General features: G+C 66.9%; 22 protein-coding genes. 20 read left to right on the plus strand and 2 right to left on the minus strand.

From position 1 onward, the window contains the following. Nucleotides 1-38 precede the first annotated feature (38 nt). A complete protein-coding gene (locus ACFY12_RS25670) occupies nt 39-905 on the minus strand; it encodes an FG-GAP repeat domain-containing protein (RefSeq protein ID WP_390718252.1) in 867 nt (288 codons plus the stop codon). 431 nt (nt 906-1,336) lie between these two features. Here ACFY12_RS25670 and ACFY12_RS25675 point away from each other — a divergent pair, with 431 nt between their 5' ends. From ACFY12_RS25675 to ACFY12_RS25715, 9 genes are all read left to right on the plus strand, one after another. Beyond that, nucleotides 1,337-5,458 (plus strand): nucleic acid/nucleotide deaminase domain-containing protein, encoded by a 4,122-nt coding sequence (locus ACFY12_RS25675; protein WP_390718253.1) that lies wholly within the window; start codon nt 1,337-1,339, stop codon nt 5,456-5,458. 92 nt (nt 5,459-5,550) lie between these two features. Further along, the gene (locus ACFY12_RS25680; protein WP_390718254.1) at nt 5,551-5,946 is read left to right on the plus strand and encodes a hypothetical protein; all 396 of its coding nucleotides are present in this window, start codon (nt 5,551-5,553) and stop codon (nt 5,944-5,946) included. A 359-nt stretch (nt 5,947-6,305) separates the two neighbouring features. After that, the gene (locus ACFY12_RS25685; protein WP_390718255.1) at nt 6,306-6,872 is read left to right on the plus strand and encodes a hypothetical protein; all 567 of its coding nucleotides are present in this window, start codon (nt 6,306-6,308) and stop codon (nt 6,870-6,872) included. Between the two features lie 164 nt (nt 6,873-7,036). Then, nucleotides 7,037-7,375 (plus strand): hypothetical protein, encoded by a 339-nt coding sequence (locus tag ACFY12_RS25690; RefSeq protein WP_390718256.1) that lies wholly within the window; start codon nt 7,037-7,039, stop codon nt 7,373-7,375. Between the two features lie 37 nt (nt 7,376-7,412). Continuing rightward, on the plus strand, nt 7,413-8,519 hold the full coding sequence (locus ACFY12_RS25695) for an AAA family ATPase (protein ID WP_390718257.1): 1,107 nt from the start codon (nt 7,413-7,415) through the stop codon (nt 8,517-8,519). A gap of 175 nt (nt 8,520-8,694) precedes the next feature. Then, a complete protein-coding gene (locus tag ACFY12_RS25700) occupies nt 8,695-9,744 on the plus strand; it encodes a PD-(D/E)XK nuclease family protein (RefSeq protein WP_390718258.1) in 1,050 nt (349 codons plus the stop codon). Nucleotides 9,745-9,832: 88 nt separating this feature from the next. Next, entirely contained in the window at nt 9,833-10,717 is an 885-nt protein-coding gene (locus ACFY12_RS25705) for a hypothetical protein (protein WP_390718259.1), read from the plus strand. Nucleotides 10,718-11,127: 410 nt separating this feature from the next. Beyond that, a complete protein-coding gene (locus tag ACFY12_RS25710; RefSeq protein ID WP_390718260.1) occupies nt 11,128-11,550 on the plus strand; it encodes a hypothetical protein in 423 nt (140 codons plus the stop codon). 106 nt (nt 11,551-11,656) lie between these two features. Next, complete coding sequence (locus tag ACFY12_RS25715; RefSeq protein ID WP_390718261.1) at nt 11,657-12,175, plus strand: hypothetical protein; 519 nt, start codon at nt 11,657-11,659, stop codon at nt 12,173-12,175. A gap of 198 nt (nt 12,176-12,373) precedes the next feature. Here the strand turns inward: ACFY12_RS25715 and ACFY12_RS25720 are convergent, their stop codons facing one another. Then, nucleotides 12,374-12,529 (minus strand): hypothetical protein, encoded by a 156-nt coding sequence (locus ACFY12_RS25720; RefSeq protein ID WP_390718262.1) that lies wholly within the window; start codon nt 12,527-12,529, stop codon nt 12,374-12,376. A 284-nt stretch (nt 12,530-12,813) separates the two neighbouring features. Between ACFY12_RS25720 and ACFY12_RS25725 the strand changes: the two genes are divergently transcribed. The 11 genes from ACFY12_RS25725 to ACFY12_RS25775 all read left to right on the plus strand — a co-directional run bounded on the left by ACFY12_RS25725 (nt 12,814) and on the right by ACFY12_RS25775 (nt 21,937). After that, nucleotides 12,814-13,161, plus strand: coding sequence for a hypothetical protein (locus tag ACFY12_RS25725; RefSeq protein ID WP_390718263.1), 348 nt, complete (start codon nt 12,814-12,816; stop codon nt 13,159-13,161). An 82-nt stretch (nt 13,162-13,243) separates the two neighbouring features. After that, nucleotides 13,244-13,474 (plus strand): hypothetical protein, encoded by a 231-nt coding sequence (locus tag ACFY12_RS25730; protein WP_390718264.1) that lies wholly within the window; start codon nt 13,244-13,246, stop codon nt 13,472-13,474. A 154-nt stretch (nt 13,475-13,628) separates the two neighbouring features. Next, a complete protein-coding gene (locus ACFY12_RS25735) occupies nt 13,629-13,949 on the plus strand; it encodes a hypothetical protein (RefSeq protein WP_390718265.1) in 321 nt (106 codons plus the stop codon). Nucleotides 13,950-14,194: 245 nt separating this feature from the next. Continuing rightward, on the plus strand, nt 14,195-14,623 hold the full coding sequence (locus tag ACFY12_RS25740; protein WP_390718266.1) for a hypothetical protein: 429 nt from the start codon (nt 14,195-14,197) through the stop codon (nt 14,621-14,623). Between the two features lie 70 nt (nt 14,624-14,693). Further along, complete coding sequence (locus ACFY12_RS25745; protein WP_390718267.1) at nt 14,694-16,208, plus strand: DUF3560 domain-containing protein; 1,515 nt, start codon at nt 14,694-14,696, stop codon at nt 16,206-16,208. A 163-nt stretch (nt 16,209-16,371) separates the two neighbouring features. Further along, entirely contained in the window at nt 16,372-17,163 is a 792-nt protein-coding gene (locus ACFY12_RS25750) for a hypothetical protein (RefSeq protein WP_390718268.1), read from the plus strand. A gap of 25 nt (nt 17,164-17,188) precedes the next feature. Continuing rightward, the gene (locus ACFY12_RS25755; protein ID WP_390718269.1) at nt 17,189-17,713 is read left to right on the plus strand and encodes a hypothetical protein; all 525 of its coding nucleotides are present in this window, start codon (nt 17,189-17,191) and stop codon (nt 17,711-17,713) included. A gap of 25 nt (nt 17,714-17,738) precedes the next feature. Beyond that, on the plus strand, nt 17,739-18,203 hold the full coding sequence (locus tag ACFY12_RS25760; RefSeq protein WP_390718270.1) for a hypothetical protein: 465 nt from the start codon (nt 17,739-17,741) through the stop codon (nt 18,201-18,203). A 383-nt stretch (nt 18,204-18,586) separates the two neighbouring features. After that, complete coding sequence (locus tag ACFY12_RS25765; protein WP_390718271.1) at nt 18,587-19,447, plus strand: N-6 DNA methylase; 861 nt, start codon at nt 18,587-18,589, stop codon at nt 19,445-19,447. Between the two features lie 133 nt (nt 19,448-19,580). Beyond that, entirely contained in the window at nt 19,581-20,249 is a 669-nt protein-coding gene (locus ACFY12_RS25770; RefSeq protein WP_390718272.1) for a hypothetical protein, read from the plus strand. A 71-nt stretch (nt 20,250-20,320) separates the two neighbouring features. Beyond that, on the plus strand, nt 20,321-21,937 hold the full coding sequence (locus ACFY12_RS25775; RefSeq protein ID WP_390718273.1) for a ParB/RepB/Spo0J family partition protein: 1,617 nt from the start codon (nt 20,321-20,323) through the stop codon (nt 21,935-21,937). Nucleotides 21,938-21,957 lie beyond the last annotated feature (20 nt).

Raw genomic sequence — 21,957 nt, forward strand, 5'->3', positions numbered from 1 at the left:
GCAACGTCGCCTGCGCCGCCGGGAAGGAGGGAGCCCAATCAGGAGAACATCACGCGGTAGGTCTGGTAGCTGTGACCGACTTTCCGCTTCGTCTCATAGGGATCCGCTGCATTTCCGGTGCCTTTGTAGAAGTAGAGGTCGCCGTTGGGCTGGCGGGCGATGAGGTCGGCTTTCCCGTCGAGGTCCATGTCGCCTGTGGCAACCAGGGCGTCGTGGGCGTTCCAGCCGGCCCCGATCTTCGTACGTGCCGCGAAGGGGGCAGCGGGGTCTCCGGTGCCCTGGTAGAGCCATAGGACTCCGGAGGTGTCGCGGGCGACGATGTCGGGCCGGTTGTCTCCGGTCAGGTCGCCCTTGCCGGCGATCTGCGTGTATGTGTCCCAGCCGCCGCCGATCTTGCGGCGGGCGGTGAGGGTGCCGTCGCCGTATCCGAAGTACAGCCATAGGACGCCGGATGAGTCTCGGCCAAGCACGTCGTAGCCGGGGGCGCCGCCGAGGTTGCCCGGCGAGAAGACGGTGTCGTAGATGTTCCAGCCTCCTCCGACATATCCGTAGCTACTGGACATGCCGCCGTCAGTCGTCCAGATCCAGGTGTCGTCGGCGACGCCGTCCCCGTCGTCGTCGGCGCTACTGGCTGTCCTTACGTTGCCGTAGTCGGTGGCGAGGAGCTCGCGGGAGGCGAGGACCTGGGAGTTGTCGGGCGCGTAGGAGTAGAGATTGCCCTGGGCGTCGATGGCGAACATGCCGAAGACCGCGGCCTGTGATGTGGATGCCAGGGACGAGCGGGAGCGCGCCGGGGCTGCGTCGCGGGCTGCCTTCGTGATCTGGTCGGCATCGGGTGCCTTGGACGATGTGTCGGTGCCCGCTGACGCGACACTGCCTGTTGCGGCGATCAGGGTTGCAGTCATGAGCGTAACGGCAAGCCGTGAGAGCAGTCTGTTGTGGCGGTAGTTGGTGAGGTCAGGCATGGGATCTCCTGTGAACTGGACCGGAATCGCAGGTGCTGGTCGGCTCTGGCGGGTTGCCGCAAATCGTTGCGGACTGCCCAAATTCGCCAGTTAATTGCGAGCGAGCAGTACAACCAGTTCATGTGACCGTGAGTCACATCTGGAGCGCGTGGTGATCGCTGGTGGGGTTGACGGCCTCATGGATCTTGTCACATGCACATACTGTGTGCCTAGTGTGTACATCTGGCGATGTATCAGTGAATGTCAAGTCTGTTGATGTGCCTGAATGTCCGCCTCATGCTGGTTCGCCCCTGACGCCGGCTCGGCGTCCATGGTCCGAACTGAGGCGATTCAGGTCAGGCCATGCTCATTCGTACCGCCGACGGCGGCGCATGGAAGGAGTCGAGTTGCCCCCCAAGACTTCGTCAAGTGGGCGAAGAAGACGAAGATTTATACGCCTCGCTCCGGTGCTGACCCCGGTCACCGCGCTGGTTCTGATGGCAGGGTTGGCCGTCCATCCGGGAGCTCTGACTCCGAACCAGGGCATCCGCACTGGCAAGGTCAGTGACTCCTACGACTGGTACGAGAACACTGCGGCCGAGCGGTTACGGCAAGACCAGTGTCTGATGAATGACGTGCTGCGGCTGGGTGGAACGTCGATGGCTGCGACGGCCCAGGACGGCCTCAACCAACCGCCGGACAAGCTGCGCGCTCTGGCCAACCGCGAGCACTGGGAGGACACTCCACTCGGCCATGCCTACGACAGTGACAAGGACGCCGCCGGCAAGGGCATAGAGGCCCTCAGCGCCTTGGTCAAGGGCTGGCAGAAGCCCCTGGAGGGTCTGGACACGCCAGGCGGTTTCACGGACGCCGACTTCCACTGGCCACCCGGTTCCCCAGGCGACGGCAAGGCGGATTTCTACGACCAGACCGGCCTCGGGCAGTGGTACACCGGCCGCTTCTGGCGGCAAGAGGACAAGTTCTACGAGGACCCCACCCCCTCCGCCGACAAGGCAACGAAGAATGCGGTGGCGGCCCAGGGCGGCCCGCTGTACGCCAACGACCCTGACCCGAGCCTGCCACGCGATGAGTGGAACCGTGCCCTGGCCGAGCACGACGCGTACGACTACCTGTTGAACCAGACAGTAGAGCCGATGGGCGCCGACAATGCCCGGATCTTCCTGGAATCGGGAGGCTTTCCCAAGACGGCGCCGGAACCGGACAGCGCCGAGTTCCGTATCGCCGTCGAGAACCTCAAAACCCGTTTCGCCGCCTGCACATGGCGCGACCCGATCGACCCTGACAAGGTCCTCGGCAACGAGGTGAGCACCGCGGCCGAGGAGTGGCAGCAGGAGATCACCTCACAGGCCACACAGCGCAACCAGATCCTGGACGCCAACACGAACGCGACCAAGGCCCTTGCCTCCGGAGCGAAGATCCTCGGCAACATGCTGGGCAACTCCTGGGTGGCCGACCATGTCGCCCGGTGGCAGTCCTACTGGTCACCCGGCGGGGCCGGCAGCAGCAAGCCCACCAAGCCCGATGCGGCGCAGTTCGACAAGGCCAAGAAGAGCCTGGCCAATGCCCAGTCAGTGACGAAGTCTCAGCTTATCCTGCTGAAGCAGCAGGCAGCCGCAGCAAAGCGGGCCGTCACCGCCACCGACACCGCTGCACAGGCCGCCTACACCATCGCCGATGCCAACGGGGCCCCACGCGGACGTGGGTTGCTGGTCGCTCAGCAAAAGGCACAGGTCACCCATGGCGCGGCAGCGGCGCTGGAGGCGATGGTCATCGCCGCGCAGACGGCTGAGGCGGCCACGCACGCTTCGGCCTCCGACAGCGCGACGATCGCGCAGCGCGCGATGGCACAGGCCGCCCGCTCGAAGGCGGAGTTCCGCAAAGGGGCGGCACGCTTCGCCGAGCAGCAGGCCAAAGCCTCTGCCGCCTCTGCGAAGGAGCACCGTGACAACGCGAAGAAGGACAAAGAGACTGCCGAAAGCAAGCTGCAGGAGACTCTCAAGGCCGAGGCCGACGCCAAGGCCGCGGCGGCCGATGCGCACGCCAAGCGGCTAACGGCGGAGGCTGAGGAAAAGACAGCCAGGGCACAGAAGGAGAGAGCGGCCGCCAAGAAGGCCGAGGCCGCCAAACACAGACAAAACGCTGAATCGGACCGGTCCCGGGCGGAAGAGGCAAAGAAGAAAGCCGACGTCGCAGCAACCACCGCTTCCGAGAAGCGCAAAGCAGCGGAGACGGCCCGCGACCACGCCAAGGCCAAGCGGGACGACGCCTGGGACGCCGAACAGAAGGCAGACGCGGCACGTGCCAAGGCCGACGCGAAGGACGCGTACGCCGACGCCCACGACGCCGACGACAACGCTACCGAGGCCCGCGCCGCAGCCGACGCTGCAGATCAGGCAGCCGACACCGCCGAATCAGCAGCCAAGTCGGCCCGCAGCGAAGCCAACGCAGCTACGCAGGCCGCGGCGGATGCGGATGCCGCAGCCACTCGTGCCGAAGCCGCCGCAAGCCGGGCCCGTGCTGCCTCCGACGCAGCCCAGGCAGACAAGCTCAAGGCCGACGCCGCGGTAAGGACGGCCACCAGCGCCGCCGCGGATGCCATCGCTGCATCCCAGCACGCCGCCGCCGAGGCCAACGCCGCAGTGAAGGACGCTGACGAGGCCGAACAGCATGCCAGGGACGCCAAGTCCCATGCTGCCGAGGCGCGGAAGGAGACCAACAAAGCCCGGGCAGCAGCGGCAAAGGCTGCCGGCTTCGCTTATGCCACCGCCCAGGCGGCCGCAGACGCCCGCCAGGCGGCAGCGCAGGTCGCTAAACCGGCCAACGACGCCATCCAACTGGGCTCGCCTTACATCACTACCGACTCCGCGGCCCCCTTGGTGGTGCTCTCCGGCCAGGGGTCGAAGACCATCGCCGAGCAACAGGCCGCTGCGGCCGAGGCGCATGCCAAGAACGCCAAGAAGGAAGCAGCCCTCGCCCAGAGCCTTGCCGACAAGGCCGCCGAGGACACCAAGGCCGCCTACCAAAGCGCCGCCAACGCCGCAAACGCCGCAGCAGAAGCCCGCGGTTACGCCAACGAAGCACTCGGCTACTCGGCCCATGCCGCCGAAGCCGCGTCCAAGGCCGCGCAATCACTGACCCGCACGATCGCATACGACCGGCAGGCCACCGAGGACGCCGCAGCGGCCGACGCGGCAGCCGGCCGGGCCGAGGGCTACGCCAAGGACGCCCGCGACTCCGCCGACGAGGCGGCCCTCGATGCCGAGGCAGCCCGCCAGGCCGCCGACGCAGCGGAACAGGCCGCCAACGAGGCCCGCGCGGCAGCCAATCGAGCCGACGCGGACGCCACCGCCGCCGAAGCAGCAGCCAAGGACGCACAGAAATACGCCGAAGACGCGCAAGAAGCCGCGGACAAGGCCGAGCGCAAGGAGGCAAACCAGAACATCGCGGATGGTGCCGGCACCGGTGTCGGTGGCGTGTTCTATGTCATCGACCAGAACGCGTCCAAGCTGATCAGCGCCGAGCAGGTCGGCGAATGCCCGGCCAATGCACCCCTGATCGGCTGCAACGCCACCTACACCATCCACGTAGACATCGTCGCCGACTTCTACCTGTGCGCTGACGCAAACGCCCTCGCCACCGCGGAAGGATGCCCCAAGAAAGCCTGGCGTTATCTCGACAGGAAGACGCTCAAAAACCAGACGAGCGAGTGGAGTCATCACTTCAGTGGCCCGGACATCATCCGCCTGGGCTGGCAGAACCTCTTCGGCGATGCGCTTGGCACGGTCCTCTACCAGGTCATCCTCGGCGATGTCGTGAAATGCCTTCATGGCAGCAAGTCCGGCTGTGCCTGGACCCTGGCCATGTTCGCCCCTGTCGGAAAGCCCCTGGGTGCCCTCGCCGAGGGGATTCGCGCCCTCGACGCATCGGCTAAAACCGGCGTTGGGTTCGCAGATGCATGGAAGGGGCTACGGGCCCTTGGTGTCTCGGAGGAGGCCCTTCTCGGCAGCGGGATCAAGGCCGTCGACGACCTGCTCAAGGTCTGCACCAGACGCGTTCGCGCCGCAGTCTTCGCAGCTTCCCAGTCGGGGAACGCCTGCGAAGGGATCATCGCCTACAACGCCAATGAGCTGAGCAACGCGGCTTACAAGGCTAGAGCCGCGTCTGGAGTGAGCCCCGGACGAAACGTTGCCGTCGCGAGAGTTCCAGGTTGGAACGACAGTAAGACTGGTGACCTTGTGATCGGTTTCAGCAAGGGCAACGGATATCATTCGGAGAACCATATTCTGGACCAGTTGACAGCAAGAGGGTTTAAACCGAGCCAAATCGCAGCCCTCTACAGTGAACGTCAGCCGTGCTCGGCATGTGGTCCTCTTCTCGAAGACGCCCTTAAACCAGGGACGCCTATCAGCTGGTCCGTGCCCTGGGGTGATGACGCCATCTTGAATGCAGCATCCAACACACTGTTGAAACAAATGATCGCCGCGGCTGGCTGAGCCAGGCGCACAAAGTTCGGAGTATGGTGGGCATCAGCGTATGCCCACCATACTCCGGAAAACCCCGACCACTAAACACAGGAAGAGTGTTCATGTTTGACTACGCCAACGCTTCCGATGAGGTCATCGCCAATCGAAACGCCCTGGCCGATAAGGTTCGCCGGGAGTTGGAGATGGCTGGAATCGCCGCCTTCCGGCAGGAGGACGCAGAAGAACGCGCAGGTGCGGAGATTGAAATTGACCTCGGCGCCGATTCAGCAGGAGGGGTTTTCGTGAGTTGGAACCCGCATCCAAGCCTTTCCCAAGCCGCAGCCGACGGCGTACGGAACGGTCAACTTCAGGCGCCAGCCATCCGGCACTCTGGAGTAGTTGTCTCGCATATGCGGGATGCGATGATCGGAATTCTTGTATCGGCGGGCGTTCAAGCCGATGTCGCAGATGATGACATGCGTCCGCTGGCGATCCGTGTCTGGGGCGATGAAACATAAGAGGTCTCATGAAACTCTCCGAGCACACCCCACCCGGACCTTTCGGGTCGGGGTAGCTACGTGCCGAGAAAGACGGGTGAGGCTGGCACGGGCGACTCGGGGGCGATGAACGGTCCCGGGCAACTACTCGACCCAAGATCCGCCGGACAGGCCCTAATAGACCACGCCCAACCCCTGCGACGGCAAGACGAAGGCCCCCAGCGCCGGCTTACGAGGCGGGACTGGAGGCCTTCTGCACCTCTTGGAATGTGCGCTCCAAGATTAACAGCCCCAGCAGTACGACCCTCAGGTGCGAGTTGCGCTGCTGCGGCAGCTATTCTGCTATGGCCGGACAGTGGAGTGGCAGAGAGGGGGCCGTCGTGGCGAAGCCGCTGATCGTGGGCCGCAAGGAGTTCGCGAAGATCTACAACGTTGCGCCGACAGCGGTCAGCGACCGGTGGATCCCGGCCGGGATCCTGTCCTACGAGGACGCGGTGATCGTGTCAGGTAAGCCGTTCTGGCCGGGAGGCCTGGCGGTGGACTTCGCCCTGCCTCCGGGCAGCCGTGGCCGGCAGCTGGATGAGAAGCTCCTCGCCGAACTGGAAAAGGAGCAGCAGGCGACGGTCCGCCCAATGAAGAAGGGCGAGCTGCCTCCACTGGTGGGGCTGCAGGAGTACGGGGCCTTGTTCAAGATCAGCCAGCACATGGCGGCGAACGCCCGAAACCGGGGCGGTGGGATGCTGCCAGCAGAGGACTATCTCCTGTCAGGTTCTCCGCTGTGGCTGCTGGACACCGTTCTCGAGGCCGCGGAGTCGACGATGGAGAAGAGCCGCGGCGGCGTATGGCAGTTGCAGCAGGACGTAGTGGACGCCCTGCGGGAGGGCCGGTACGACGGGCCGGGTTCTGTGATCACGAAGCGAGGCAAGGCCGCGGCGAGCGAGTCCTGACGTTCTCACCCCAGAGCGTTCTCGGGCTCCAGGTGCCGCGCTACGGAATTGCCCCCCATCCATTCCGTAGTAGAATTAACCCCACAAGGCGAAGGGTGACCGTGCGACTGGATTCTTTGTGTGCAGAATAGGCTGCGATACATCAACCAAAGGGAGGGGTAGCGGTGACGGTGCAGTTGGAGCTGCCTATCGCAGCCATCCGCCAGCCCGAGAATCCGGGCGGCAAGCTGACGATCCAGGAGCGGTTCGAGGCGTTTCACAAGCTCAACCCCTGGATCCTCAGACACCTGGAAGGCCTCACTGCCGATTGCGCTGAGCGTGGACTCAAACGCATCGGCATCGGAATGCTGTTCGAGGTTCTGCGCTGGCAGTACGGCATCGCCACGCACGGGGAACCCTGGAAGCTCAACAACGACTTCCGCTCCCGCTATGCGCGGCGCCTCATCGAACTACACCCCGAGTGGTCCCCACTGTTCGAAACCAGGAAGATCCACACCGCCTAAAAATAGGCTAGTACCCATCGTTCACAACCTCTTGGAGATGCCTGTGTCCACCATGAACGTGCCGCCCCTGCGCACACGCAAGCCCACCGGCATCGTGCCCTGGCCGAAGATCCTCATCGAGGGCCACGAGAAGTCGGGGAAGTCCTATGTCGCCGCGCAGTTCACCGGCTCGAAGAAGACCGGCCAGGCGTACTGGCTGGAGCTCGGCGAGGACACCGCCGACGAGTACGCCCAAGTTCCAGGCGCGGACTACCTGCTGATCGACCACAACGGCACCTACCGCGACATCCTCGGCCAGATCGAAGCCGTCCACGCCGAGGCCAAGCGTGCGGCGGCCGCCAAGGAGCCCCCGGTCGTGCTGGTCATCGACTCGATCTCGCTGCTGTGGCGGATGCTCGTCAACTGGACCAACGAGCGCACCCGGCGCTCCCCCAAGGGCCAGAGGAAGCTGCGGCAGGACCCGGACGCAGAGGTCAAGCCCACGATGAACCTGTGGAACGACGCCTACGAGCGGTGGGCCGCCGTCATGTACCTCGTGCGCACCATGCCGGGCATCGTGATCCTGCTCGCCCGGGGAAAGGAGATCGCCGCCGTGGACGGCAACGGCGATCCGATCCCGAACACGAAGGACTGGCGCGTCGAGGGACACAAGTCCCTCGCCTACGACGCGACGGTCTGGGTGCGCCTGCAGCGCGACAGCGACCCGCAGATCATCGGGGCGCGGTCGCTGAAGTTCGAGGTGCCGCGCAGCGGACAGCCCAAGACACTGCCGGACTTCACCGTCGAGCGCCTCGTGTTCGATCTGATGGGCTGCTCCGTCCACACCCAGCCCAAGGTCTCCCCCGAACTGACCGGCGACCTCGCCCAGCGGTGGCTGCCGAAGGTCAAGAAAGCCGCCAAGGAGGGGTTGGAGGCATTGAAGAAGCTCTGGACCGAGGCGGCTGAGGACGGGGAGCTGTCGCGGGAAGAGCTCCGGGTAGTGCGGGCTGCGATCGAGCGGCACGCAGCGGAGTTGAAGAACCCCGAGCAGCTCACCGACCCCACCAGCGATGCTGCGAAGCTCCGCGCCGCTGCCGCCGAGCAGGACTCGGCTGCTGAGGACAACGCAGACGAGGCGCCCGCCGGCGAGTTCACAGCCGCCTGAACAGCCTCACCCCTTTTGCCTCTTGCCGGGGCCCGCTGACCGCGTGGCCGGGCCCCGGCATGCCCTCTTGGAGTTCTCAGTGAGCACGCAAACCTTCACCCCACCGGCGCCGGTGTCAATCTGGGACGCCGCGCACGCAGCCGACGCACGCCGACCCCGCTCTCGACAAAGACAGTTGGGCGCCTCCGACACCATCTGCTCCCGCAGAGCCGGATACATCCTCCACAACGCCGAGCGCACGCATCGCCCGGACATGCGGGCGGCCATCCTCGGCACCTACATCCACCAAGGACTACTTGAGGACGCGCGCCGCGAGTACGGGTGGCTCGTCGAGCGCACCGTCACCGACGAGGTACTGCGCGGCCACATCGACGTCGTCCTGCTCGATGCGGCGACCGCCGCGCGGCTCCCCAAACGGCACAGGCCCGTTCAGCCCGCCGACGTGGTCACGGTCGAGGACGTGAAGACGAAGTCCGGCAGGATCTGGGACCGCGTCGTGCGCTACGGCCCGACCGCCGCGGAGATGCGGCAAGTCCTGCTGTATGCCGACCTGCTGCGCACTGTGGGATTCGCCGACATGCCGGGCCAGCGGTACCTGCACCGCCTCGGCCCGGTCGACGTGCGGCGCGTTCGTTTTCGGTTCGTATGCCGCGACACCGGCGAGGAGCACCTGCAGGAGTTCGACTTCGACCCGTGGCTTGCGACCGAGGCCCGCTGGTGGGTCGATCGCGTCCTGGAAGCCGCCAGCCCGGAGGAGTTGCCGCGTGACCACGACGGCCCCGGCCTGTCGGTCATCTGCGACAACTGCCCGTTCCGTGACGCCTGCTGGCCCGATGTGCCGCCGGGAGTACCGGCGCAGACGATCCTCGTGCACGACGACGCCGACCGTGCCCAGGCGCTGGCGGACTATGTGCGCGGCCATGAGCTGTACCGGGAGGGCAAGCGTTTGAAGGAGAAGGCGCGGGCGACGCTCGCCGGCTCCGAGGAAGGCCGCTACGGCGACAACGAGCTCGTCTGGAGCGGCGGCAACCCGAAGCAGGAGATCGATGTTCCGGCGATGGTCGAGAAGTTCGAGGACGCCGACCTTGTGGTGCCGATGCTGCCCGACGCCCAGGCCATGGTCGACATCCTGCGCCGCGCCGGGATGACGGTGCCGATGCGCACGGCGGCCGGGCAGAAGACACCGCGCTCCATCAAGGTCAGCCCAGCCCACACAACCGCCTGACCGGCCCTGTGAGAGCCCCCGCGCCTGCACGTGGGTCCGCCCTGCTGTTGATCACTTAACTCACCTGAACCGCCCTGGAGGCTCTTCCGTGACCATCCTGCGCCGCCACCTCAGTACCGGATTCACGGTGGTGCCGACAGCCGCCCTTGAGGATGCCCGACTGTCGTTCCGGGCGCGCGGGGTGCTCGCGTTCCTGATCTCGAAGCCGGATGCGTGGAAGGTGCGGGCGGAGTCTCTTGCGAGCGCGGGCAAGGAGGGCAAGGAGGCGATCAAGACGGCGCTGCGGGAGTTGAAGGATTGCGGCTACTACCGGGTGGTGACGGAGCGTATGGCGGACGGCAGGCTGACCCGCATCACGGAGGTGTACGACACGGCGCAGGAGTGGGCGGCCGAGGAGTACCGCGACCAGGAGGCTCGGCGTGTGGCGCGCAGGGCGAAGAAGCAGTTGGAAGGCGCCGGTACGGCGGAAGGACTGGAGCGGTCGGAGGCAGAACTGATGGGGGACGAGGTGAGGGGTGAGGGCACCGAAAGCCGGTTTTCGGGCGGCGGTTTTCCGGACGCCGGTTCACCGGACGCCGGATCTTCGGGCGTTCTAGTTAGTAACCAGAGCCAATATCCAGAGAACAACCCCCCTACCCCCACAGCTGGCGCTGCGGGGGAGTTCGGCGCCGCTTTGATCGAGGAGGCCGAGGCGCCGTCGTGTCCGAGGCATCCGGAGGGGCCGGGGCGTTCGTGCCGTGGCTGCGGAACAAGTCCGCGGCAGATGCGGGAGCGACAGGAACGGGCAGAGAAGGCGCGGTTCAAGGCCCGTGAGCGGGAGGCGAACGAGCGGCTGCTCGCGGAGGTGCGGCGCAAGCCGGGGGTTGAGGGGCTGTCGGAGGTGGCGTTGCAGCAGCTCGCGCGAATGCGGGAGGTGAGGCGGTCGGCTGCCGCTCAGGGCAAGGAGGTAGAGTCACCCCCAGAAATAGGCTGATGTATAAATCGAGAGCAGGTCACCGGCGGGTGCTCCACTACCCCCGCCGTGCATAGCAGAACTACTCATGCGGGCAGGGGGCTGCTCGCTACCTCTTGGAGGCGTCGTGATCACTGCATCGATCACCCACAGGCCGGGATCGACGATACGAACCTCGCCTGAGCACCGATCCGGCCGAGTGCCCCCTGCGTCACCAACAGCAATGTGACTGTGTGGAGCCCTCGCGGTACCGGTGCGACGGTGAGGGGCCAGCGACTCCAGAGTGAGGGCTGGTTTGCTGTCTCGCGATGCCGAACGACCGACGGGCGAGACTTCAACAGGCCGCTGATGGCGCAGTAAAGCTGATCGCCCGACACGCACATCGGCAAGAAATAGGCCGGTGCATATTTGACCTCTTGGATTGGATACCCATGCTTGATATCGCTGCCAAGGTGGCCGGCATCCGCGCCGCCTACGGGCCGGACGAACACCGCGCTCTCGCCGTGTACGGCGACGCCCATGCCGCCCTTGAGGAGGCCGGGCTGTATCCGTATGTGGAGACCCGCGGCGGTCTGGCGCTGTGCGCCTACGCCGACAACGGCACCCTGTTCGTCGTCGCCTGCGAGGACTCCCTGCCCTTCAACCGCAAGACGCCGGGGATGCTCAGGGGCTGGCACCTTTCGCATGTGCCCGAGGACGGCCCGGCGCCCGCCTGGCGGTGCGTCGTGTACGACACAGCGCCCGCGTGCCTGTGCTGCGGCGCGGCCGGAGATCTGCATCTGACGCCTCTCGTTGAGGCCGTCACAGTGCATCTCGCCACCTGTGCGCACGGACCGAAGGAGGCTGCGCAGTGAGTCCGTTCACCGTAGCCTCGACCATCGTCGCCTTCGAGGAAGTGCGGTGGCGGCGCTCCGCGCATACAGCCACACGGGCCGAGACGCCGATCCGAGGCGCGGCGTCGTGAACCTCACCGACGACGATCTGCAGATGGCCGTCCGCGACTTCTTCACTCCCGCACTGCTCCTGGAGTTCATCGACCTGCCGGATCCCGTGTCCCGCATCCGGTGGGGTGAGAGGCAGTTCGGCGAGCGTGAGCTCAGGCGCGGCGTGCGGCGCCTCGACGGGGAACCGGACGCCGGCAGCCTGACGCACTGGTCGGCCGCGCCCGGCGGGTTTCGCTACGAAGTCGATGCTCCTGGCGGCATCCGGTCCGGATGCGTGTGCTGGCATGACGTCCACCAAGTGGTGAACTCGCGTCTGAACCCGGTGCGTTATGGGGCACTGCGCGCGGCCGTTGAGGCCGTGGCCGCACACGATGCCGCGTACTTACCAGGCCCTGCCCCGTTCCATACTCCTGAAGTGTGGGAGTCCACCTTCTATCGCCCGTGGGCACGGCGCGCCAGTGAGCTCGCCCTCAAAGCCGCTGCCGCCCTGGATGCCATCTGCCCGGCCGTTCGGGCGCAGCCGTTTTTGTTCTGAACTGAAGTCAACCGAGGAAAGCTCTCTCGTGATCACTTCCACTTCTTCCGCAGCCTGGACCAGTTCCGCCCCGTGCGCCGGGGTGGACGGGTACGTCCTTGGTGAAGCCCTGGTGCGCCGTGAGCAGCGTGAGCTGCTGGAGGTGTGCGGGCCGTTGATGGCGGACTGTGTCGAGCTCTGCCCGTTCGTGTTGCAGTGTTACGAGCGGGTGCGTCCGGCGGCGAGCCGGTTCGACGGTGTGTGCGCGGCTCGCATCTGGGTCAACGGGAAGCCGGTCGCGTCGGCCGAGGGGGCGCCGGGGTTGCCGAGGCTGGCGTCGCAGGCCGGCACATGCGGGACGAGCAGTGGAGTCAAGGCGCACCGGCGACTTGGGGAACCCTTGTGCGGGGAGTGCCGGGTGACCGCGCAGCGGGCTGGGGTGCGGCGGGCTGGCGCCGCGAGCATCCGCAAGCGCGCCTCACGGGGCGCCACCCGGGCTCGCGTCGCATCGTGAACCGACTCACCAGCCCCCCCTTCGGTGCTCTGACCTGCATAAACGCAATTGACACCCCCACGGGGCATAGTAGAATTAACTTCAGCTGGAAGGGGGAAACCCTCCCAACCACCTCTTGGAATACGAGTGAAGGAATCACCTCCCCATGCACACGATGACGCCGGACCCGCTCGCCGTCCTGCAGGTCGCCGCCGACCACAACATCTCCGAGGAGCAGGCAGCGACCGCCCTTGAGTGGGCCGCCTACATGACCGTCCACGCCTGGGAGACGCACGCCTACGCCCTCGACTTGGAGAAGGGGGATGGCGATGCGATGGAGGCGTGGTTCCGCTCGCTCGCCCCGGGCGCGCAGAACGCCGTTCTCGATGACGCGGTCACCGCTGTGGTCGGCGCCGACAACGTGCTCGCCGAGATCTACCGCACACAGGGGCGTGAGCGGATGGGCCGCAGGCGCGTGATGCGCACCAACCGGCCGCGCGTACACATCCGCTGACTCGCACGCAAGCACCGGCCCGCCTCGATGCGAGGCGGGCCGCCTGCTGCCGTCACCTCAACGCCACGGAAGGAAACGCCATATGGGCACTGTCGACTTCTACACCACGGCCATCGGCACCGACCTTGAGACGGCCTTCAACACCGCTCGCAATCAGGCTGCTTGGGACCACGGACACTCCGGCTATACCGGCACCATCGCCGAGAAGGACAAGGTGACGCTGATCGACGAACCGCGGCGCAGCGAAGGGGACGCCACGCTGCGCGCCGAGGAACTGATCAACGATGACGACCCTCGGGTCAGCGCCAAGTAGGGGCCCGCCGGCGCACTGCCGATCACTACCGACACCGGCGAGGACGGCTGGCTGGTCTTTGGGCTGGCCGCGTTCTGATGCCCGTCCCGGGGCCGCCTCCGCGCGGCCCCGGGACGCTCCTTCGCCTCTGGATTCCCGAAAGACGATCACTACTGTGCTCGACAAGCACCTGCCACTGGACGCCACTGCCGACATCATCGAGGAACTCGGCCTGGCCAGCGGCCAGATCCAACGCGTGAACCGGACCATGCAGCGCATCGTCCGCAACGCATGGAACCGGCTACCCGCAGCCAGGCGGACGCCCACGTTCGACGAGTTCGCCGACGGTGTTCCCGCACATGACTGGGCGCTGATGTTCGAGGTGTGCGCGCTCAGCCAGCTGGGCCGCGATGCCGAAGCGTGCGCGCTGATCACAGCTGCCCGCCACCTCCGAGCTGTCCACACCGACTGCTCCCGGCGATCAGCCAGCTCATGACCCGACATCCCTTGCCGAACGGCAACCGAGTCACCCACATCAGCCAGGTGTGGGCCCGGCACCTGCCAGGCGGCACCGCAACCGTCGTCGACCACCAAGGGCCGTGGCCGGACGGCTCATGGGAGTACATGGTTCGCGCCGCTCGTGACTTCTCACGCCAGGCCGGCCCAGGCAACCCCGAACCCCGCACGACGTGGTGGCCGTCCTACGCCACCACTCCCGCACTACAGAAAGGGAAAGTCCCCATGCTCAACAACACTGAATCCGAGGAACAAGTGACCGCGCTGGTAAGCCTCTTCGCCGAAAGGCTCGCCTCCTACGGCAATGACGTGAATCGAGCGCGGCATGACCTGGGCCTTCGCGAACTGTGGGCCTTCACCAGTCCGGAGATCCGCAGGCACCTCCTCCTTTTCGTCTCCTGGGAAGCTCGTCACTCCAAAAGGGACGATGCGGAAGCCCTCACCACCGCTGATCAGTACGCCTGGGCGTTCGCCGGGATTGCCTCATCGTGGGCCAAGCAGCACCAGGATGGTGACGCGGAGGCGTTCTGCGCCGGACCTCATGCGGCGCGCCATGCCGCCTCGTCGCTTGCTTTCGACCGTGACGACCTCGCGGTTTCGCTGGAGACGGCCCTGCTTCTCACCATCCGCACGCCCATGCCGGAGCAGTGGTGAGGCCGGGCGCTCGGAGTTGCCTTGCTTCTCCCTTTCCTCCCCAACCCGCAACACAGAAGGGCCTTTCTCGGTGATCGAAATCATTCACACGCCCGCTCACGGCACGCAGGTACACGGCACCGAGCGGGGTGACGAGGCCGGCAAGATCCTCTCCCGCAAGGAGTACGGCCGCCGCGGCGGCATGAGCTTCAAGTGGTTCAGTGACCTTGAGTGCTGGATCCTCTACCACTCCCGCGACGACGACGCGCACACGTGGACCATCAACAAGCTCCAGCGGTACCTGGAAGAGGCCGGGTACACCGTCGACGTCACGATCGACAACGACATCGAGAGGTCGGTGGCCGAGGCGGAGGCGGAGCGGATCGGGCGGGCGGTGGACCGCACGGCGCGGTTCGAGGAGTATGCGGGGAACGCGGCCGCGCGCAGCGAGGCGAAGCGGCAGCGGTCGGATCAGATCGGCGAACGCTTCTACATGGGGCAGCCGATCATTCTGGGGCGCGGGGCGCGGACGCGGCAGGCGCTTCGAGACCGGGAGCGCATGGACGATGCGATGCGGGCCAGCATCGAAGAGGACCGCAAGGCACGGCACTGGGCGGAACGGGCGGCATCGTCGGCGAACTTCCAGGCGTACCGGGAGGACCCGCACCGGACACTGCGCCGCTTGGAAGGGCTGAACAAGGAACTCCGGGACATCGCGAAGTGGCGGCGCGGGGAGTCGGCGTGCGGGTACACGCGGTCGACGACGCCTGAGGGGCTGGCCACGCTGGCGCGGGAGGAGCGCCGGGCACGGGCGCGGGTGGAGTACTGGGAAGCGATCGTGGCCCAGGCCGAAGCCGACGGCCTCAAGATCTGGAGACCGGAGGACTTCCGCAAGGGGGACTACGTCAACACGGGCGGCACGTGGCGCGAGGTGCTCCGCGTGAGCAAGAAGTCGTTGACGGTGCCACGTGCATCGTGGACCGGCCGCGCGTACCTCGCCAAGGCCGACTTGGACGGGACGGAGTGGGAGGGCAGCACCGCTACGTTTCCCTACGACAGGGTGACGGGGCGGGCCACGGCGGCGGAGGTCGCGCAGTGGCAGGCGGCCGAGCCGGGCGAACTCACCAAGTGCGCGCACTGTGCGCGGGTCGCCGGAAATGAGCTGCGCTACAGCGAGGCGCGGCACTCGTGCACCGTGTGCGGGCACGCCGCGGGGCGGAAGTTCGTCGCGCGGCCACCGGAGGAGGAGACGGAATCCAAGGCAGTGAAGCCGCGGCGCAAGAGCGACCCGAAGACGCCCAAGCGGCTGCACCTGGCCTGTGGGTGGAACGCGAGCGCGGCCACCCTTACATGGCTGGACGGTCGGGGGCGCCCGCATCCTGACCACCCCGCTACCACCCTCACGCCGCCCAATGGCGGCACGTACGCGGACAGCGTGCACACCACCGTTCTTCGTGAGCAGGTGCGGGAAGTCCTGGCGGAGCGTGGGCTGAAGCGCCGGACCCTTGGCACGGGTGGCCCCGGTAAGGGCGTGACATGGGCTCTGGAGGTCACCACAGCGCCCCCGGAGACGAAGGCGGCGACCGCTCCAACTGGGGGCGCCTAGCCCCTCCTGAGCCGCTGCTCCGCAGTTGACCCCACCCGCACCCATAGTAGAATAGTCATTAGTGAGGGGGTGCTGGAGCTGGGCTCCGCTCCGAGCACCCCCTCACCACACCCACAGCAGTCCGCGCACTGCGCGAGGCCGCACTTCTTTCAGAAAGCACCCCATGCCGTACGACACCAGCCTTGTCCCCGCACGTCTGCTCACGCTCGCCACCGATACCGCCAGGGCGCTTGGCCCCGACTGGTCGGTGACCGGTCTGCTGAGCACCGCGATCGTCGTCCACCCCTTCGGTCTGCGCGTTCAGCTGCGCCTGCCCGAAGGGGGGCTGCGGATCAGCACCCTCGCCGCCATGAGCAGCACGCCGGGCAACCCCGCCGAGATCACGGCGACGATGCCGATTGCGCAGGCCAGCGGACAGACGGTTGCGGAACTGATCCACAGCCAAGTGCTGCCGCGCCTCGGCCGACGCGACGCGTATGCGGCATTGCGGCTGCTGACCCTTCCCCTGCGCAGCGCCCGCATCGCGGCCGTCGCCCAAGCGCAAGCGGACTCCGACAGCATCGTGCTGCACAAGAGCGACGACGGTGAGCCCGTCATCCGTGTCCGCATCCCTGCCCCCTACGGCGGCACGGTGGGGCTTCTTTTGGACCGTCTGTCCGTCGACCGGGCCATCCGCTGCGCCGAGGCGGCCCCGCCCGAGCCGCATACAGTCCAAGGGTCCACGGCGCCCGCGGGCTTCGCTGCCGAGGTGTACACCGTGCTCGATGCGCTCCCGGCGCTGCGTGCCGCGCCGTCGCTGGCCGGGCCCCGGTTCACGATCCTGCGCAGTGCCGATCAGCAGGTCACGGTGCGCCACGACGCCAACGCCACAGACCCTGCCGCTCCCATGGCTCTGTTTCTGCCCGCGGCCCCGATCGCCACGGCTTACGCGGTCCTGCGCGCCTACACCGCCTGACCCCCACCTGTCGATGAAGGAACACATGACCTCCGAAGCACCTCCCCCGCCGGCCCTTTCCGGCTGCCCTACCAGCCAGGATCTTGGCAGCTATCTGGCCGGGCTGGGGCCCACCGTCCGCAACGTCACCTCGGCCGCGCTAGCGGTCGCCCGCATCGATGAGCTCGGCTGGGCACCGAGGGGCGGATACCCGGGCAGTGACGTGCTGTGGCCGGTCGCCTGCTTGATGTGCGGCTGGTCCGGGACTCGTTTCTACAGCCATCTGCGCAGGGCTCGCCCGGCGATGCGGCATCGCGGCTGCGTTCCGCAGAGCGAGCATCCGCGCCTGCTTGCGGCGCTGTCCGCGTACGCGGCCGGGGCCTGTGCGTGCCGGCGGGCGCACCCCACCACCCCGGCCGATGTGGCTGAGGCGCTCGGCGCCATGCAGCGCGCCGTATGCACCGACGACCACGACCAGGTCCTCGACCGCATCAGGGCTCTCACCGGCCCCTGCCCAGCCACCCTGATACGCGCCCAGGCCGTACGCGCCGTCACCGGCGCCTCGAAGTAGTCCTCAAGCAAAAGGAGTTGTCGATATGACCGAGTACGAGCGAGGCGACCGGGTTGCCGTGCTGTACCTGTCGAAGCGGAGCGGAACCTGTCTGGCGTACAACCGGACTGTCACCGACGTCGAAGCGGACGACGCGCACGGCCAGCGCGTGTGGGTCAACATGCCAGGCGACGCCGCTCTCGGAAGCTCGCTCGATTTCCTCGCCGACGACGCGGAGGGAATCTCACCCATGGAGGCCGAGGCGATTGAGGACCAGACGCCCGGCAGGCTCCTGGCGAACCTGACCTGGTACATCGAGGCCGCCGCCCCAGGTTCCAGTCGGCTGACGTGGCCTTCCGGGCGAGGACACCTGCCGGTGCGGGTGATGTTCACCGAGAAAGCCAGGGCTCTGCATGCCCGCATGGCCGCGCACTACATCGAGCAGCTGCGCATGATCTGCCCTCGCGACCTTGACGACTGGATGGCCCGCTTCCAGCCTGCACAGGCCTAACCCCCCGCTGACCTGGTAGTTCGCGGTTTACCCTCCCCTCAGCCATAGTAAAATTAACCCTTGAAGGAGTGAGGGTGCGGCTCAGCTCGGGGCGCACCCTCATCTCGCAACCCGCCCCTTCGGGGCGGGTCTCCTCATACCCACCTCCCCTTACAGAAAGCGAGACCACGGTGACTCAGCTTGACCTGTTCGCGGAACTCGCCCCCGAGCCCGCGCCCATCCCTGCCACGTTCACCGCAGCTCCGAAGACACCCCCCCTTCCACCGCAGCAGCACGAGCGGCCACAGCCGGCCGCAGCGGTGAGCAGCCCCGGGACTCGACGTTCCGGGCGCCCGCGCCCGGTAAGCGACCCGCACCGGCACGCCCTGGAGATCGGTGAAGCGGTGGCCGAGCGGTGGCACAACCGACACGGTGGCACCGCGATCGAGGTGCCGATCGGCGTGGTCGCCGCACTTGCCCTCATCAGGGAGAAGGACCCGAACGGCCCGGGCCTCAAGGCGCAGATCCTCACCCAGGACGGTCCGCAGTTGATCGCGATGCTCCGCGAGATCTGGTCGATGCACTGGCTGCATCGACCAGATCTGATCGAGCGCGCCCGGATCCTGCACGAGTGGTTGAACGACGACCTCGACGAATACCGCATGCACGCCGTGCGCGCCGTCACCGAAACCGCCCTGAAGCGCGGCCTGTTCGATCTGACGGCACACGAGGACCCGTATCTGCGCTCGGCGACGGATGCCCTGTCGCCAGTAATGACGAGCTTGCGCTCCCGCGGTGCACGGCAAGGCCTCGGTGAGTACCACACCCCACCGCCGATCGCCGACGTCATCGCCGAGGCGACCAACCTGGAGGCCATCGTCGACATCGGTCTCGGTACGCGTGAACTGAAGGGCAGCGAGCATATCCATGACCCGTGCGCTGGCAGCGGAGGGTTACTGCGAGCAGCCGCACAGATCCTTCGTGAGCGCGGCCACGATCCCGCAGATTTCCAGTGGTCGATGGTGGACATCGACCCGATAGCCGCAGCCTGCGCCTCGGTGAACGCGATCGTCTGGGCATTCGGCCCTCGTGTCACCGTCGCGTGCGCCGACTCGCTGGCGAATCCGAACGCCGTCGAGGACGCGATGAAGGAGGCGCGCGCCGTGTTCGAGCACCGCGATGAGATGCTCGGCAAGGCGCAGATCATCGGCGCCATCCACAGGACTCAGCACCTGATGGAGCGGGCCCTCACACCCGCCGCTTAGCCTCTCACCCCCTACCTGACCTGCATGAACGCAGTTGACCCACCCCCTTAACATAGTAGAATTAACTTACGGGTTGAGGGGGAACGCCCTCGAAATCCGTTATCTACGCACCTCTTGGAACAGGAGCAGCCCCATGACCGGCACCGACACCATCACCCCTGACGCCGCCAGCACCGACACGACAGACGTCGAAGCCCCGGAGGCGGCAGTCCTCAGCGAGTTCGACCTGTACTTGCTGGCCAAGCCCATAGCCGACGCCCTCGGCGACGGCTGGCGCGAGGACACCGACGACAACCCCGCGGGCTTCGTGGACAAGGCGATCCGTCTCATCCACCCCGACGGCCGCGCCATCGGCATACGTCACCTGTGGCAGGGCGAAGCCGTGCAGACCTTCGCCGTCGGCGGACCCGCCCCCAAGAAGTCGTCCGGCACCGACCAGACGGGCAAGAACCGACTGCCGAAGGGTGTGCGCTACAGCACCGGCGTCCACTTCAGCACCGACTCCCCGCTGGAGGAGATCCTCACCGCCATCCGCACGGTTCTGCTGCCCGCCTTCGACGGCCACCGCCCCCGCCTGCGCGCCAACGGGACACCGATCCCACCCACCGCCGAGGCGCCCGCCGAGCAGAGCCAAGACGCCGCAGCCGACGCGGCGGAGCCCACCCCGACGCCGGTCACCGCCTCTTCAACCGCCAAGACCAAGGCGAAGACCAACGCGAAGACCAAGACGAAGAGCACGGGACGCCGCCCCACGTCGGCGAAGCGCACGAACAAGCGCCACACCACCCCCGCGGCCGCCTGACCCCACTGACCACACACCCGGGTGGGCGCACCTCACCGTGCGCCCACCCCTCTACGCGAAAGTCCACGACCATGAGCACCGCCACCCGCCCGGCCGCCGTTGAGGGATTCACCGGCCGCTTCTCCTGGGTCGACCCCCACGACCTGGTCATCGACCCGTACAACCACCGCAAGCACCGCGACGGCGCAGGCGGCGAGGACACCACCCAGCCCGACGCTGACCTCCAGGCCAGTGTCGATGAGTTCGGCGTCCTCACGCCGCTCGTGCTGCGCCCTCAGACCGGCGAGCACGAGGGCAAGCTCGGCATCATCTTCGGACAGCGCCGTAACAACGCCGCCCTGGCCGCCGCGAAGAAGGCCAAGAAGAGCAACAAGCCCTACCGACTGGTCCCGGCGATCATCCGCGACGACCTGGCCGGCGTGGACGACGCGGCGCTGACGGTGTCGTTCATCGAGAACAAGCACCGCCGACAGGCCACCGTCCGCGACGACATCGACGCCGCCAAACAGCTCGCCCTCATGAACATTCCCAAAACCCGTAAGACCCGACATGCGCGCGCCATGGGCTTCAAGCCCGCTGACCTGGCCGCCGCTACCAAGGCATCCAAGCTGTCCGACCAAGCCCTCGCCGATGCGGTCGAGGCGGACTTCAACCTCGTGGAACTGGCCGAGTTCCAGGAGGTTGAAGGCGTCGACGACGCCCTGTGGACCCTGCAGCGCGCCAAGACCCGCGATATCCGCCAGGGCAACACCAAGCGCGGCAACTGGAAGCACGCCCTCGCGGAACTCCGCGCCAAGAGGGCACTCGCAGACAGGTGCGCCAAGCTCGTCGAGGAGCTGACCGCTGCGGAAATCCCGGTCATCAAGTGGCGTCTGAGCTGGTCCGACACCAGCACGCGTCCCCTGACTGACCTTCTTACCGACGACGGTGAGCCGCAGACCTCCCAGACACACCAGGACTGCCCGGGGCACGCAGGATGCATCGATGCGAGTGAGGGAGAAGTGATCTGGCTGTGCACCGCCTGGCACCGGCACGGCCACGCCCTCACCCCTGAGGCCGCCAAGAAGGCCGCGCAGGCAAGCCCGGACCGTGAAGCGGCAAAGGCCGAGCGACGGCTGGTCATCGAGAACAACAAGGCATGGCGCCAAGCCCGCGACGTCCGCTACGACTTCATCAAAGACCTGTGCCAGCAGCCCGAACCCAGCACCCGGATGTGGCCGCTGATCCTGTCGATGATCACCGGCACCAGCTACGCGTACGAGAGTTTCGTCGGCCGCAAGCGGACCGACCTGACCGCACGGTTCCTCGGCGTCGAAGACCCCAACGAAGGCCACCGTCAGTGGGACCGCGTGGCCGATCCGTTCGGCGCAGTGATCGCCCGCACCAGCCCCGCACACTCCTGGCGGATCCTCCTCGCCCACGCCGCCGCCGCCCACGAGAGCGAGCACATGGACGACGCGGCCTGGCGCCGCAACATCGATCCGCAGACCGTCGCGTGGCTGACGTTCCTGGAAACAGAGGGCTACGCACTGAGCACGATCGAAACCAAGACGGTCGCCAAGGGCCGTGCTCAGCAGGAGGAGAAGGCCAAGCAGGACACGAAGGCCAACCCATCTGAGCCGGACGAGAGCGCCGCGGGCGCTGAGGAGCCCGAGCAGCACCAGGAGCCGGAGCCGGCCGCAGCCTGACCCGCCGCCCCCTGTGGGAG

This window comes from Streptomyces sp. NPDC001339, from assembly GCF_042895955.1.
GTDB lineage: Bacteria > Actinomycetota > Actinomycetes > Streptomycetales > Streptomycetaceae > Streptomyces.